The sequence below is a fragment of the Streptomyces sp. Mut1 genome (assembly GCF_030719295.1).
Classification (GTDB): Bacteria; Actinomycetota; Actinomycetes; order Streptomycetales; family Streptomycetaceae; genus Streptomyces; species Streptomyces castrisilvae.
Map to the genome: position 1 here is coordinate 589,036 of NZ_CP120997.1, position 14,637 is coordinate 603,672.

At 71.0% G+C, this 14,637-nt stretch carries 9 protein-coding genes; all 9 read right to left on the reverse strand.

Annotation, left to right across the window (positions count from 1 at the left end; translation table 11 throughout):
- Positions 1 to 24: 24 nt before the first annotated feature.
- On the reverse strand, positions 25 to 3,327 hold the full coding sequence (locus tag P8A18_RS02280) for a LamG-like jellyroll fold domain-containing protein (RefSeq protein ID WP_306051272.1): 3,303 nt from the start codon (positions 3,325 to 3,327) through the stop codon (positions 25 to 27).
- A 241-nt stretch (positions 3,328 to 3,568) separates the two neighbouring features.
- Entirely contained in the window at positions 3,569 to 4,666 is a 1,098-nt protein-coding gene (locus tag P8A18_RS02285; protein ID WP_306051274.1) for an NADH:flavin oxidoreductase/NADH oxidase, read from the reverse strand.
- 140 nt (positions 4,667 to 4,806) lie between these two features.
- Entirely contained in the window at positions 4,807 to 5,079 is a 273-nt protein-coding gene (locus P8A18_RS02290; protein ID WP_306051275.1) for a DUF1876 domain-containing protein, read from the reverse strand.
- Positions 5,080 to 5,173: 94 nt separating this feature from the next.
- A complete protein-coding gene (locus tag P8A18_RS02295; RefSeq protein WP_306051277.1) occupies positions 5,174 to 5,554 on the reverse strand; it encodes a hypothetical protein in 381 nt (126 codons plus the stop codon).
- A 71-nt stretch (positions 5,555 to 5,625) separates the two neighbouring features.
- Complete coding sequence (locus P8A18_RS02300) at positions 5,626 to 8,808, reverse strand: glycosyl hydrolase 115 family protein (protein ID WP_306051279.1); 3,183 nt, start codon at positions 8,806 to 8,808, stop codon at positions 5,626 to 5,628.
- Between the two features lie 260 nt (positions 8,809 to 9,068).
- A complete protein-coding gene (locus tag P8A18_RS02305; RefSeq protein ID WP_306051281.1) occupies positions 9,069 to 11,483 on the reverse strand; it encodes a beta-xylosidase/alpha-l-arabinosidase in 2,415 nt (804 codons plus the stop codon).
- A gap of 52 nt (positions 11,484 to 11,535) precedes the next feature.
- Positions 11,536 to 12,429 carry a carbohydrate ABC transporter permease gene (locus P8A18_RS02310; protein ID WP_306051283.1) on the reverse strand — a complete coding sequence of 298 codons (894 nt, stop codon included), beginning with the start codon at positions 12,427 to 12,429 and terminating at the stop codon, positions 11,536 to 11,538.
- Positions 12,430 to 12,433: 4 nt separating this feature from the next.
- On the reverse strand, positions 12,434 to 13,363 hold the full coding sequence (locus P8A18_RS02315) for a carbohydrate ABC transporter permease (protein ID WP_018549784.1): 930 nt from the start codon (positions 13,361 to 13,363) through the stop codon (positions 12,434 to 12,436).
- A gap of 2 nt (positions 13,364 to 13,365) precedes the next feature.
- A complete protein-coding gene (locus P8A18_RS02320) occupies positions 13,366 to 14,601 on the reverse strand; it encodes an ABC transporter substrate-binding protein (protein ID WP_306060628.1) in 1,236 nt (411 codons plus the stop codon).
- Positions 14,602 to 14,637: the final 36 nt, after the last annotated feature.

Consider the following 14,637-nt stretch of genomic DNA (forward strand, 5'->3'; position numbering starts at 1 on the left):
GGAGCGGTCCCGGGGGCCGGGGCCCTACGGCTGTTCGCCGTCGTGCAGAGCGGTCACCTCCTGGTCGGTGAGCGCCTTGTCGTACACCCGCACCTGGTCCACGGAGCCGTTGAGGAAGTCGGTGTTGCCGCCCGACCACTTGGCGCGGCCGAGGGAGAGGGCGCCGCTGCTGACGTCGGCGGACCCGGCCGGCGCGGTGGCGGCGAGCTTGCCGTCCACGTACAGCTTGATCTCGTCACCGCTGCGGACGCCGACCAGGTGGTACCACCGGCCGAGTTCGGGGGTGATCTCCAGCCGGGCCCGGTGGGCGCCGGGGGTGGAGAAGGCGAACGCGCCCTGCCCGTACTGGAGGTAGAAGGGGTTCTCCTGGCGTCGGCCGTCCTGGCTGACGACGGTGGCGTAGTTGCCCGGGAGCGCGTCCAGGGACACCCACGCGGAGACGGTGTAGTCGCCGGTGGTGTCGACGACCGGGCCGTCGGTCTCGGCGTACTGGCCCTCGCCGTCGAACTTCAGCGCGGAGCCGTGCACCCCGGCCGTCCAGGACGTGCCCTCGAAGAGGGTGAGGTTCTTGTGGTTCGGGCCGCTGTCGGCGGCCTTGGTGCCCTTGTTCTCGTCCAGGGACCAGGCGGCGCCGCCCTTGACCGGTGTCTTCGTGCCGGCCGCCGCGCCGGCGGCGATGACCTGGCGGTTGATCTTCCGCACCTGGGCGGCGTCGACCTTGATCTCGCGGCGGTCGTACGTCCAGAGGCCGTTGAGCTCGTTCTCCAGGTCGGTCACCTGGGTGTAGATGGAGCCGGAGAGTTCGGCGCCGGCCGCCTCCAGGTAGTAGTCGCGGGTGTTCTCGACGTACTTGGCGGTCAGCGCGGCCTTGTCGGCGACACCGCTGTAGATCGCGGTGGGCGCGCCGGGCCACATGTGGCCGGGCATCCGCAGGGTGAAGCCGCCGTGCTCGCCGTCCATCGCGGCGCGGTTCGCGTCCGGGAAGGCGGGGTCGGTGTTGTTGTAGTCGTGGTGGTCGATGATGTCGCCCTTGCCCGAGTCACCCTTGGAGTTGCAGCAGTTGACTCCGCTGTGGGCGTTGACGACACGGGAGGGGTCGGCGGCCTGGACCTGCTCGGTGATCCTGCCGGTCTCGGTGCGGTCCCACTCGCCCCAGCCTTCGTTGAAGACGATCCAGGCGCCGATGGAGGGGTAGTTGTGCAGCTGGGTCATCATCTCGGCGCCCTGGTCGAGGAAGGCCTTGTGGCCCTTCTCGCCGGTGAGGTTGCCGGAGACGAAGTCCTGCCACACCAGCAGACCGAGCTGGTCGGCGTGGTAGTACCAGCGCGCGGGCTCGACCTTGATGTGCTTGCGGACGGAGTTGAAGCCGAGGTCCTTCTGCGCCTTCAGGTCGAAGACGAGGGCCTTGTCGCTGGGCGCGGTGTTCAGGCCGTCCGGGTAGAAGCCCTGGTCGAGCTGGGCGAGGGAGAAGAACGGCTTCCCGTTGAGGACGAGCTTCTGGTAGCCGCCGACCTCGGCGACGCCGAAGGAGCGCATGCCGAAGTAGCTGTCGACGGTGTCCTTGGAGCTGCCGTCCTTGAGGGTGACCTCCAGGTCGTACAGGTAGGGGTCGTCCGGCGTCCACAGGTGCTGCCCCGCGACCGGCAGGCTCAGCTCGCGGTTGGCCGGGCCGGTGACCCTGCCGACGACCTTGCCCTTCTTGTCCCGGGCGACGGCGGTGACCTGGGCGGACTTCGAGGCGTCCGCGGAGTTGGCCGTCAGGGCGAGGCGGCCCTTGTCGATGTCGGGAGTGGTCGTCAGGGAGTCGACGGCTGCCGGGGCGACGGGCTCCATCCAGACGGTCTGCCAGATGCCGGAGGAGGCGGTGTAGAAGATGCCGCCGGGGTTCGCCGACTGCTTGCCGGTGGGCTGGTCGGCCCCGGTGGTGTCGGTGACCGCGACCACGATCTCCTGCTGGCCGCTGCCCTTGACCGCGTCGGTGATGTCGGCGCTGAAGGCGGTGTAGCCGCCGGTGTGCTCGGCGACCTTCTTGCCGTTGACCCAGACGGTCGCCTCGTAGTCGACGGCGCCGAAGTTGAGCTTCAGCCGGTTGCTCTTGCCCTTGCCCTTGCCGTGCTTGTCACTCTTGACGGCCCAGTTCTTCGGGACGGTGACGAGCTTGCGGTAGAACATGTGGTCCTCGTGGCGCTCCAGGCCGGAGAGCTGCGATTCGACCGGGAAGGGCACGGTGATGCGCTCACCGAGCTTCTTGCCGAAGACGGGCTTCTCCCCCGCCTTGGCCCCGGCGAACTCCCAGGGGCCGTTGAGGTTCTTCCACGCGTCGCGCACCTGCTGCGGCCTGGGGTATTCGGGCAACGGGTTGTTGCGGTCGACCTTGTCGCCCCAGGTGGTGGTGAGGCGGTGCGTGGAGAGGTTGGTGGCCGTGCGGTTGATCTCCGGGACGGTCTCGCGGCCGGACTTGAGACCGGCTTCGCCGTCGTACGCGACCGTGACCCGCTGGTCCTTCTGGACGGCGGCGGCGAGGGTGACGACGAGCTGCTTGGCGTTGCCGGGGGCCCGCTTGACGGACTTGACCGGCATCGGCGTGGTGTCGGCCTCGATGGTGAGGTGGTCCTTCAGGCCGGCGTAGTCGCTGACCTTGTCCTCGAAGGCCAGCCGGAGCCTCTGGCCGTCGTCCGCGACGCCGAGCCCGACCGGGTAGACCTCGAAGTCGGCGGGCGGGGTGAAGGCGGACTCCGGGACGAGCTGCTTGGCGAGCTTCGCGCTGGACCAGCGCAGGAACATGTTGGCGCCGCCGATGTCCTGGAACATCTCCAGCTTGAACGTGTGCGGCTCGCCGGCCTTGAGCGATATCGGCTCGCTGGTCTGCTCGTTGTCCCAGTCCGGCTCCCAGTGGTCGATGACGGCCTCGCCGTCGATGAAGAGCCGGAAGCCGTTGTCGCCGATCGCGGAGAAGGTGTAGTCGCCGTCCTCGGGCGCGGTGATGTTGCCCGTCCAGCGGGCCGTGGTGTTCTCGGTGCGGCCGGTGGTGGACTCGAACGTGCCCGTGAGACCGGGGAAGTTGATCTGCGGGTCGAGGGCGACGCCGCCGAGCTTGTCGAAGTCCCGCGCGCCGGGCGCGGACATGCTGAAGTACTCGCCCTTCAGCCCGTGGACGGTGGTGGCCGGGTCACCGGCCTTGAAGGTGGTCGCGGAGGCGGTACCGGCGGCAGCCGCGGGCGCGGCCGCGGCGGCCGGGACCAGGGTGGCACCGAGGGGGATCAGGAGCGCGGCAGCGCAGGCCGCTGACCTGAACAGAGCGCGGGGGCGGGGCGTTTGTCGTCTCAAGGCGTCGTCCTGTCGAGAGAGCTGAAGTGCCTCGAACCTGTGAGGCACAGCACACAATCGAACATTGAGCCACAGCATCAAACGCAAAACAACAGTCGTGCACGGGGATTTTTCAACGATAGAAATCGGCGGCCGGGGCGGCCGCCGGGAGGTCCACGCAGACCGCCCCCTTCGCACACCATGGGTGCGAAGGGGGCGGAGAGGGGCGGAAGGCGCGGACGGGACCGCCGGGGCGGTGCGGTCAGATCGCGTATCCGTACTGCTCGGGGGCGCGCACCGTGCCGCTCAGTTCGCGGGCCGCGCCCAGGGCCCACGAGGGATTGCGCAGCAGTTCGCGTCCGAGGAGCACGGCGTCCGCGCGGCCCTCGGTGAGGATCTTCTCGGCGTGCTGCGGGTCGGTGATGAGGCCGACGGCCGCGACGGGCAGCGAGGTCTCCCGCTTCACCCGCTCCGCGAAGGGGACCTGGTAGCCGGGGCCGGTCGCGATGCGGGCGCGGGGGGCGTTGCCTCCGGTGGAGACGTCCAGCAGGTCGACGCCGTGGGCCCGGAGTTCCCCGGCCAGGCGCACGGTCTCGTCCGCCGTCCAGCCCTCCCGCTCGTCCTCGGGGTTCTCCGTGAGCCAGTCCGTGGCGGAGATACGGAAGAAGACGGGCAGGTCCTCGGGCCACACCTCGCGCACCGCGTCGACCACCTCCAGGGCGAAGCGGACGCGGTTCTGGTAGCTGCCGCCGTACTCGTCGGTGCGGTGGTTGCTGTGCGGTGAGAGGAACTGGCCGATGAGGTAGCCGTGCGCGCCGTGCACCTCGGCGACCTGGAACCCCGCCTCGACGGTGCGGCGGGCGGCCTCGCGGAAGTCGTCGACGACACCCCGGATCTCGTCGGCGGTCAGCTCGTGCGGCACCGGGTGGCCGGTGTCGAACGGCAACGGGCTGGGGGCGACCGGGGTCCAGCCGTGGGCGTCCGCGCCGACCGGCCCCCCGCCGGTCCAGGGCGCGGCGGTGGACGCCTTGCGGCCTGCGTGGGCGAGCTGGATGCCGACCGCGGAGCCCTGCGCCTTGACGAAGTCGGTGATCCGGCGGAACGCGGCGGCCTGGGTGTCGTTCCAGATGCCGAGGTCGGCGGGGCTGATGCGCCCTTCGGGGCTCACAGCCGTCGCCTCCGTGAGGATCAGGCCGGTGCCGCCCGTGGCGCGGGCCGCGAGGTGGGCGAAATGCCAGTCCGTGGGCACGCCCGCCCCGGGCCCCACCGGCTCGGCGCTGTACTGGCACATCGGTGCCATCCACACCCGGTTGGGCACGACAAGCGACCTGAGGGTGTAGGGCTCGAAGAGGGCACTCACGACGGACTCCGTTTCGCCGGTACGGAAGGATCGCTAGTACGATACATCCCGTACTACGAAGGCCGTCAAATTACGACGTCCTTCGTACAAGGAGCCGTGCACGCGTGCCCGCCTGTGGTGCCGCCGTCGGGCCGGCGCCGTCAGGTCAGCGGGTACGAGGTGCGGCCGGAGGCCTCGTCGATCTCGTCGTGGGCCTTGGTCAGCAGCTTCATCGCCAGTTCGTTCAGTGCGCGCGCTCCCGCGACCTCCTCCCCCACCCGGGGCTGTTCCGCGTCGGAGGGATGGCGGCTCGCGTAACCGTGGGCGCGTACCTCCTGACCGTCGGAGAGCCGCACCAGGGCGGCGGCGCGGGTGCGGTGGGTGTCTTCCTCGAATTCCAGCTCGATGTGCCATCCGACAGCGGTTCGTGTCATGGCTCTCACCTCCGGAGGTCTCCTCTCCAGGGTGCGCCCGCCGCGGTGATGACGCGCGACCGGGCGGGGCGGGCTCCCGGGGCTTCGCGCGGGCTCAGGCGCCGGGCAGGCGGCCCCGGCGGCGGAGCGGGATGCGGGCGTCCGCGCCGTACGTCTGGTTCCAGCTGCGCCCGGCGCCCGAGGTCCAGGTGACGTGGGCGGTGCCCCCGTCGGTCCGGACGGCTTCCACCGTCATGACGCGGTCGCCGTCGCGTACATCGCCCCGGCGCAGTTCGTCAGCCCTGACGGTGACGGGGTCCGCCGGACCGCTCTCGGCCTCGTCCGCCGCGAGGCCGAGGGCGGTGGCCAGCTCCCGGGCGCGGGCCGGAGTGCACCGGAAGGAGTGCTCCCCGGACGGCGTGGCGACGGTGATCCCGACCTCCGCCCCGGCGGGGGCGATCTCCCGGATCCCGGTGTCCGCGTTCTCGCTCGTCATCGATCCGCTCTCTCTTCCCTCGTCCCGCCCGGCACGCACCGGCCGGGCGGGACCGGCCCGGACCCCCGGGCTCAGCGCAGCCGGAGGCTCTCCGGCGGGCCGAGGTAGCTGGGTTCGAGGCCGCCGGTGTCGACCACCAGGTTCTGGAGCACCACCGTCGGGTCGACCATCCAGAATTTCAGCACATGCACACCGGGCGTCGCGACGCGGTGGACGGTGCTGGTGATGTTGACGTTGTCGGAGGTGTTGCGGGCCCACTGGGCGTTCATGGTCCCGTCGTCGGCACCCGTGGCCTTCGTGACGTTCACCCGTTGCGGGGTGGTGTCGTCGAAGGAGACGGCGTACGTCAGGCCGTCGGTCGGCAGCGGGTTGTTGCGGGGTGAGAGGTGGGCGTGGACGGTGAGCGGTCCGGTGGTGAAGAGGCTGACCCGGTACTCCAGCCGCGGGCCCCGGCCGCCGGGTGTCTGCCGGGCGGCGGTGACCGGGAAGGGCTCCATCCCGGCGCCGGTCCGCCCGATGCCGGGGATGCGCTGCCAGCTGATGCCCCGGCCGCCGACGGCACGGCTGTAGTGGTCGGCCTCGATGGAGACGTATCCGCCGGCCTCCACGAAGCCGTCGAGGCGGGCGCGGGAGAGGGCCGGACGGTCGACGACCGCGGTGACCACGACTTTCGCGCCGCCGGGTCCGGTGACCGTCACCGGTACCTCGGTGACGCCCTTGGGCGCCCGGTCCCAGTCGACGCGCAGGGTGATCCGGTCCTGGGCGGTGACCCGGCCGCGGACCCGGTCCGCGCTCAGCCAGGGCGCCCCGGTCCGCACCCGGTAGTCGAACGGGGCGCGGCCCCGGTTGAACACCTCGATGTACTGAGCGGGCCGGGTCTGGTACGGGCTGAAGACCGGCAGCACGGCGCGGGTCCGCTCGTGCGGCCACCAGGCCGTGGAACCGTCGACGGCCACGCCCAGCTCGGCCCGTGCGGGCAGGTCGATGCGCTTGACCGCCGGGAAGAGCACGTCCTTGAGTGCGACGTTGTCGATCTCGGGCTGCTGCCAGGGGGCGTTGGGGCCGTAGCGCTCGACGTCGCCGTAGTCGATGTGCGGCTGGGTCTGGAAGCCCTGCCACTTGCCTCCGGCGATACGGGTGTTGAAGCGGTCGGCCAGGGCGAGGTCGTCGGCGAGCCGCGCCTCGGCGGTGGCTGCCAGGTCGTTGGTGAGGGCCCGGCCCTGGGCGGCGTAGTGGAGGTTGGTGAACTCCGCCTCGCGCAGCGCGTACAGGTTGGCGGTGGCCTCCACCTCGTAGCCGACGAGTTCGTACCAGGCGTCCTGGGCAGAGGCCGGCAGGCGGCGCCCGATCCGTCCGGCCCGCTCGCCGAGGAGCCGCCACTCCTCGGTGACGCGTTCCAGCTCGCGGTAGTGGACGAGGCTGAAGGGGGATGCCTGGTCGTCGTTGACGACCGCCGATTCGTCGGTCGCCGGGTCCTTGGCCGGGTCGAGGGTGATCCGGCGGTTGAGCAGTTCGGGCTTGCGGCGCGACTGGAGCCGGGCGTAGTCGCGCAGCACGGAGGCGATCCCGGCGGCCTGCTTCTCGCCGAAGTTCTGCCGGGCGTAGGCCTCCTCCCACTCCGGCAGCCGGTCCAGGGACCAGCGCTCCGGGTTCCAGGCGTACTCCAGGAAGAACTGCGTGGGCAGTTCGTTGCCCTTGAGGTCGCCGGCGTTGGTCACCCACAGTCCGTGGTTGCCGTAGGCGGCGCACTGGTGGAGCTGGTCCCACATGTTGGGCAGGGAGGAGGTGTCCACCCACTTGTAGTTGCGGCCCGCCCCGACGTAGTCGAAGTGGTAGTACAGGCCGTAGCCGCCCTCCCTGGGGTCGTTCTCCAGGTCGGGGAGCTTGCGGATGTTGGCCCAGTTGTCGTCGGTGAGGACCACCGTGATGTCGTCGGGGACCCGCAGCCCCCGGTCCCAGTAGTGCTGGACCTCCTTGTAGAGCGTCCAGACCTGCGGGATCGTGGTGATGTCCCTGCCGGACACCTCGGCCAGGATCCCGCGCTGGGTGGCGATGATCTCGGTCATCAGCTCGATGCCGTCGCCGTCGGGGAGGCTGACGTCGCCGTTGCCGCGCATGCCGAGGGTGACGACGCCCTCGAAGTCCTCGTCCTTCATCCGCCGGATGCCCTCGGCCCAGTACGCCTTGAGCGCTTCGGCGTTGCGGCGGAAGGACCACTCGCCGGTGCCGCCGTACGGGTCGTGGCCGGGGGTGGTGATGTTGCCTTCGCTGTCGCGTACGGCGGCGACCGCGTGCCGGTTCCACTCCTCGATGCCGCGCATCATGGGCGCCTCGTGCGAGGTGCCCATGACGACGCCGTACGCCTTGGCGGTGGCGTGGTTGAGCGGGTCGTCCTCGGCGAAGGCGCGGCCCCAGACGGCCGGCCACAGGTAGTTGGCCTTCAGCCGGAGCATGACCTCGAAGACCCGGGCGTAGAAGTCGGCGTTGAAGCCGCCCTCGAAGCCGGGCGCCTTGCCGGGGCCGAAGTGGGCGGGCGCCCAGGTGCCGAGGGCGGGGTTCTCGTCGTTGATGAAGAAGCCCCGGTACTTCACGGCAGGGGTGCCCTGGGTGTGCCGCCCGGGCAGGACGTGGATCTCGTCGCGGTGTACGGGGACGACGTCGTCCCACCAGTACCAGGGGGAGACGCCGATCCCGCGTGAGACGTCGTACGCGCCGAAGACGGTGCCGCGCTGGTCGCTGCCCGCGATGACGAACGCGCGGTCCACGCCCGGCAGCGGCCGGTCCACGACGGTCTGGAGGCTGGTCTCCCACTTGCCCCGGATCGAGGACACGTCGAGCCTGCCGTCGGCGACCAGCCGGTCGATCAGGGGGCTGCGGCCCACGGTCCCGATGATCGTGATCTCGCGGGCCTTCGGGACCGCCCCGTGCGCGAGGGCGGGGCGGATGCCGGTGACGCGTGCGATGTCGTCGCAAAGGTCGCCGGCGACCCGGACGACGCCCGCCCAGTCGTGGTCGCTGACCAGGACGGGCGTCGCGCGCCCGTTCCGGACCAGCGGGAAGCTGCCGCGCGCGGCGGTGAACGAGATGTAGGCGCCGGGGTCGGTCGGCCGGGCTGCGGGGCCGTGCCCGGTGGCCGATGCCTCGGCGGACAGGCCGACGAGGGAACCGAGCGGTGTCGCGGTGAGGGCGGTGAGCCCGAGACCGAGTCCGAGGACCGATCGGCGGCTGGCGGGCCGCGGGGTGTCGTTGTCCATCCTGCTCTCCTTGTCCGGTGCTCAGTGCCGGCCCGCGGCGAGCGGCAGGCCGTCGCGCAGGGCGCTGTAGGGGGGCTTGGCCTGGTGGTTCCCGTCGAAGAGGTTGGCCGCGCCCTCTTTCTCGAAAGTTTCGGGCACCTCCCCGCACATCCGGCGAAAGGGCCGGGGGCACGGGCGCGGGAAGGTGCCCGGCGTGGAGCGGCGGCGGAATGCGGTGAGCGCCGCACGGCCCCCGCTCCGGGGGTGGGGGTGAAGGGCCGTCAGCCCCGTACGGGGGCGGCGGCCGTCACGGGTTCGGTCACGGCCTCGCACACCAGCCGGCGCCCGTGGTCGAGCGTGCGCTCGGGGCCTGTGAGGCGCAGGTGCACGGTGTGCCGGATGTCCTCGGCGCCGCTGGACGCCGCGAGCCGCAGCTCCAGCGCACCGGGTTCGACCACCCTCCGGCCGCCGATGCCGGTGAAGGAGGCCAGATCGGCGTGGAACCGGAAGCGCACGCGCGCCTCCTCGCCCGCGTCGAGCGGGACCCGGGCATAGCCGATGAGCCGGCTGTCGGGGCGGGTGGTCTGGGCGACCGGGTCGTGCACGTACAGCTGCACGACCTCCACCCCCGCACGGTCACCGGTGTTGCGGACGGTCAGCGCGAGGTCCACGCCGCCGTCCGTGGGGATCTCCTCGGGGGCCGGGGCGCCGGGCTCCCAGGCGAAGGAGGTGTACGTCAGTCCGTGGCCGAAGGGGTACAGCGGCGTCGGGTCCAGGTTGCTGACCCCGTTGGCGAGGCCCAGCGGCGGCTGGAGGTACGTCCAGGGCTGGCCGCCCGGGTGGCGCGGGACGCCGACCGGGAGCCGGCCGGAGGGGCTGACCCGGCCGGAGAGCACGCCGGCGAGGGCCGGGCCGCCCTCCTCACCGGGGAAGAACGCCTGCACCACGGCGGCGGTGCGGTCCGCCCAGCGGCCGAGCGCGTACGGGCGGCCGGTCAGCAGCACCAGGACGACCGGGGTGCCGCTGTCCAGCAGCGCGTCGAGCAGTTCGCCCTGGACGCCCGGCAGCGCGAGGTCGTCGGCGTCGCAGCCCTCCCCCGATGTGCCGCGCCCGAACAGTCCGGCCCGGTCCCCCAGCACGGCGACGCAGACGTCCGCGTCCGCGGCCAGGTCCGCCGCGGCGGCGATGCCCGAGGTGTCCGTGCCGTCCACGTCGCAGCCGGGTGCTCCGGTGACCTCGGCACCGGGGAACTCACCGCGCAGCGATTCGAGGACGGTCGGGATGTCGATGCCCATGGCGGTCTCGGGGTGCAGGACGCCGACGTGGCTGGGGAAGGAGTAGCAGCCGAGCATGGCCAGCGCGTCGTCGGCGCGCGGCCCGACCACGGCGATCCGTCCCCTGCCGCCCAGCGGCAGCACGTTCCCGGGGTTGGCGAGCAGCACCACGGCCTGTTCGGCCAGTTCGCGGGCGAGGGCCCGGTTGCGCGGCGGGTCCAGGTCGATGGTCTCGCGCGCCTGCTCCGGGTCGCCGTCCCGCAGGAGTGCGGGCAGCGGGGCCCAGTCGGGGTCGAGCAGCCCGAGTTCGCACTTCTGCAGGAGCACGCGGCGCAGCGCGCGGTCGACGAGTTCCTCGGGGACCGTACCGGCCCGCACGGCGGCGGCGAGCTCGTCACCGTAGCTGCGGACGGTGGGCAGCTCCACGTCGACTCCGGCGCGCAGCGCGAGGCGGGCGGCGTCCGCGCGGTCCTCGGCGACCTTGTGCAGGGTCTCCAGGAAGCCGATGGCGAAGTAGTCGGCGACGACGGTGCCTTCGAAGCCCCAGGTGTCGCGGAGGAGTCCGGTCAGCAGGGCGGGGTCCGCCGCCGACGGCACTCCGTCGATCTCCGTGTAGGAGTGCATGACGGAGCGGGCCCCGCCTTCGCGCAGTGCCATCTCGAAGGGCGGCAGGACGACGTCGGCCAGTTCCCTGGCTCCGGCCCTGACCGGTGAGAGGTTGCGCGCGCCGGCCGAGGCCGCGTACCCGGCGAAGTGCTTGAGGGTGGCGACGATGCCGGCGGATTCCAGGCCCCGCACATAGGCGGTGCCGATGGTGGCGACCAGGTAGGGGTCCTCGCCGATGGTCTCCTCGACGCGGCCCCAGCGCAGGTCGCGCACCACGTCCAGGACCGGGGCGAGGCCCTGGTGGATGCCGACGGACCGCATGTCGCTGCCGATCCGGTGGGCCATCTCGGTGACCAGCTCCGGGTTCCAGGCCGCGCCCCAGGAGAGCGGGACCGGGTAGGCGGTGGCGCCCCAGGCGGTGAATCCGGCGAGGCACTCCTCGTGGGCGAGTGCCGGAATGCCGAACCGTCCGGCGTCCACGATGGCCTGCTGGGCCCGCGCCAGGGAGATCGCGCCCACGGCGGGGTCCACGGGTGCGGTGCCGAAGGGGCGGGTCAGCTGGCCGAGGCCGCGCGGGATCAGCGCGTCCCAGTCGATCGCGCCGACCATCTCGTTCTGGTGCGGGGCGACCCCGTCCCCGTCGGCGTCGGCGCCCACCCAGATTCCGTAGAGCTGGGCGGTCTTCTCCTGGAGGGTCATCCGGGAGACGAGATCGGCCACCCGCTCCTCGGGGGCGAGCGCGGGGTCCTGCCACGGACCGTCGACGGTGGTGGCCGCTTCGGTGCTGCGGGCGTGCGGAACAGGGGGGTTTGCCATGGCGGCGGGGATTCCTCTCAAGAGTGCGGTGGTACGCGGCGGCATGGGTGCGTTACTTGCCGCCCACCCCCATCAGTCCGTTGACCAGTGCCTTGCGTGCCACGAGGTACACGGCGAAGATCGGCACGACGGAGAGCACGATCGCGGCCAGCACGGCCGGGATGTTGACCCCGAACTGGGACATGAAGTTGAAGAGACCGAGGGTCAGCACCCGGTTCTCCTCCGACTGGGTCAGGATCAGCGGGAAGAGGAAGCCGTTCCACGCCTGGAGGGCGGTGTAGATGGCGACCGTGCTGATGCCCGCCTTGGACATCGGGATCGCCAGCTGCCAGAGCATCCGCAGGGGCGACGCGCCGTCGAGCGCCATCGCCTCGTACATCTCCTCGGAGACGTCGCGCATGGTGCCGCTGAGGATGAGCACCGCGACGGGCATCGCGAAGGCGGCGGTCGGCAGGATGATCGCGGGCAGGCTGTCGTACAGGCCCATCTTGCTGATGAGCAGGTAGAGCGGCACGATCACGGCCTGCGCGGGGATGGCGACGCCGAGCAGGAAGGTGCGGAAGGCGAGGCCGGAGAGCCGGCTGCGGGTACGTACCGCGACGTAGGCGACGGGCACCGCGAGCACCAGCACGATCGCCACCGTGGCCACGGCGACGATCGCCGTGTTGGTGAGCATCGTGGAGAAGCCGCTGTCCAGCACCGTGCGGTAGTTGTCGAGCGTGGGGTTGGTCGGGAAGGCCAGCGGATCGCCGTTCAGCGCCTCGTCCTGGTGCATGAGCGAGGAGGAGACGAGCGTGTAGAGCGGGACGATCACCAGCACGAGCCAGACCAGCGAGCCGAGCCCGGCCAGCGGGTTGCCCCACGTGCGGCGGCGCCGGGCGACGGCCGGGCGGGGGCGGTTCACGGGCTGTGCGGGGCGCGCCTCGGGGCGGGTGTCGATCGACATCTCGTCACATACCTTCCCGGGTGGAGCGCATGTTCCCGAAGCCGCTGAAGCGGACCAGGATCAGCGAGAGGGCGGTGGCCACGACGACCAGGGCTGTCGCGATCGCGGCGGCGTACCCGAGGTCGTAGGTCTGGAAACCGGTGCGGTACATCAGGTACGGCAGCACGGTGGTGTCGGTGCCGGGGCCGCCCTTGGTCATGATGAGCACGGTGTCGAAGTAGGTCAGCGAGCCGACGATCATCAGGACCGACGAGGTGGTGATGGTGTTGCGCAGCTGCGGCAGGGTGATGTGGAAGAACTGCCGGAACATGCCGGCGCCGTCGATCTCGGCGGCCTGGTAGAGGACCTGCGGGATCTGCCGGGTGCCGCCCTGGTAGATCAGGGTGTGGAAGGGCATGAACTGCCAGCCGCCGACGAAGGCCACGGTCAGCAGGGCGCCGGTGGAGGAGCCGAGGACGTTCGGGTCGATGCCGAACCAGGGCCCGATCTCCTTGATCACACCGAAGTTCGGGTCGAGCAGCGCGTGGAAGAGCATCGCGATGGCCGTGGTGGAGAGCAGCAGCGGGACGAAGAAGACCGCCGAGAGCACGGCGCGGCTGCGCTGCCGGCCGGCCGCCCAGACGCCGAGCAGCAGGGCCACCGGGGTCTGGAAGGCCCAGCTGATCGTGGTGAGGAGCAGGCTGAGCCAGGCGGCCTGGCGGAACTCCGGGTCCTTGAAGAGCCGGGTCCAGTTGGCCGTGCCGACGGAGGTCGGGGAGTTCAGCCCGTCCCAGTGGCAGAAGGAGAGATAGACGGCGATCGCCAGCGGGACGATGGCGAAAAGGGCGAAGAAGACGATGCCGGGCAGGGCCCAGGCGACCGGGGGGCGGCCGACGTTTCCGGCGGCCGCCTTCCTTCCTCCGCGCACCTTTGTGTACGAAGAGACGTGGGGCATCGTTACTTGACGGCCTTCATCGCGGCGACGAACTGCTCGGGCGTGGACTTGCCGGCGAACAGCTTGCTGATCTGGGTGAGCAGCGGGGTGGCGTACTTGGACTCCAGCGCCTGGTCCCAGGAGAGGGTGAAGCTCGGGGCCTTCTGGACCATCTCGTACTGGTCGGTGGCGAACTGGGGGTTGGGCGAGCCGCTCAGCATGGAGGCGGCGTTGGACGTGGTGGGCACGTCGCCGTTGTCGACCAGGGCCTGGGCGTAGGACTTGGAGGCCATGGTCTTCAGGAAGGCTATGGCCTCGTCCTTGTACTTGGTACGGGAGTTGATCGACCAGTAGTTGGTGGGGTTGCCCACCACGTCGGCCGGGTCACCGACTCCGCCGGCCACGGTCGGGAAGTTGGCCCAGCCGAGGTCTTCCTCGGCGAACTTCGGCGCCTTGCCGAGCTGGGTCGAGTACTCCCACGAGCCCATCAGGTGCATGGCCGCCTTGCCCTTGTTGAGCAGGGTGGGGGCGCCGCCGTTGCCGTAGTCGACGGAGTTGAAGTTCTTGCCGAACGCTCCGTCGTCCACGAGCTGCCTGACGGTCTGGGCCGCCTTGAGGACGGCCGGGTCGCCCCACGCCGAGCGGTCGCCGTTCTGGATCTTCCGGAAGACGTCGGGGCCGCCGATCCGGTCGAGCAGGTACTCCATCCACATCAGCTCGGGCCACTTGTCCGAGCCGCCGAGGGCGAAGGGGGTGATGCCCTTGCTCTTGAAGGTCGTGATGGCCTTCTGCAGGTCCTCCCACGTCTTGGGGACCTCGACCTTGTTCTCGGCGAAGAGGGTCTTGTTGTAGAAGAGCATCACGGGCTGCATGCCGCGCATCGGCACCCCGTAGATCTTTCCGTCGAGGCTGCCCGCCTCGACGATGGACGGGAGGAAGCCGTCCTTGAGGACGGCGTCGTTCTTCACGGCCGAGGTGAGGTCGACCAGCTGGCCCGCGTCGCGGTACGGCTTGATGGAGCCGGCGCCCCAGTTGTAGAAGATGTCCGGGGCGCTGGGCGAGCCCATGGCGCTGCGCAGCTTGTTGACGTACTCGGTGCCCGGGACCGGGATCAGCTTGACCTTGACCTTCGAGGTCTTGTTGAACTCCTTGACCGCCGCTTCCTGGATCTTGACGGCGTCGTCGCCGTAGACATACGCGGTGAGGGTGCCGCCGTCGTCGTCCGATCCGCAGCCCGCCAGTACCCCCGCCATGACCATGGCCACACCGGCCGCGGTCCATCTCGCCGCGCGCCT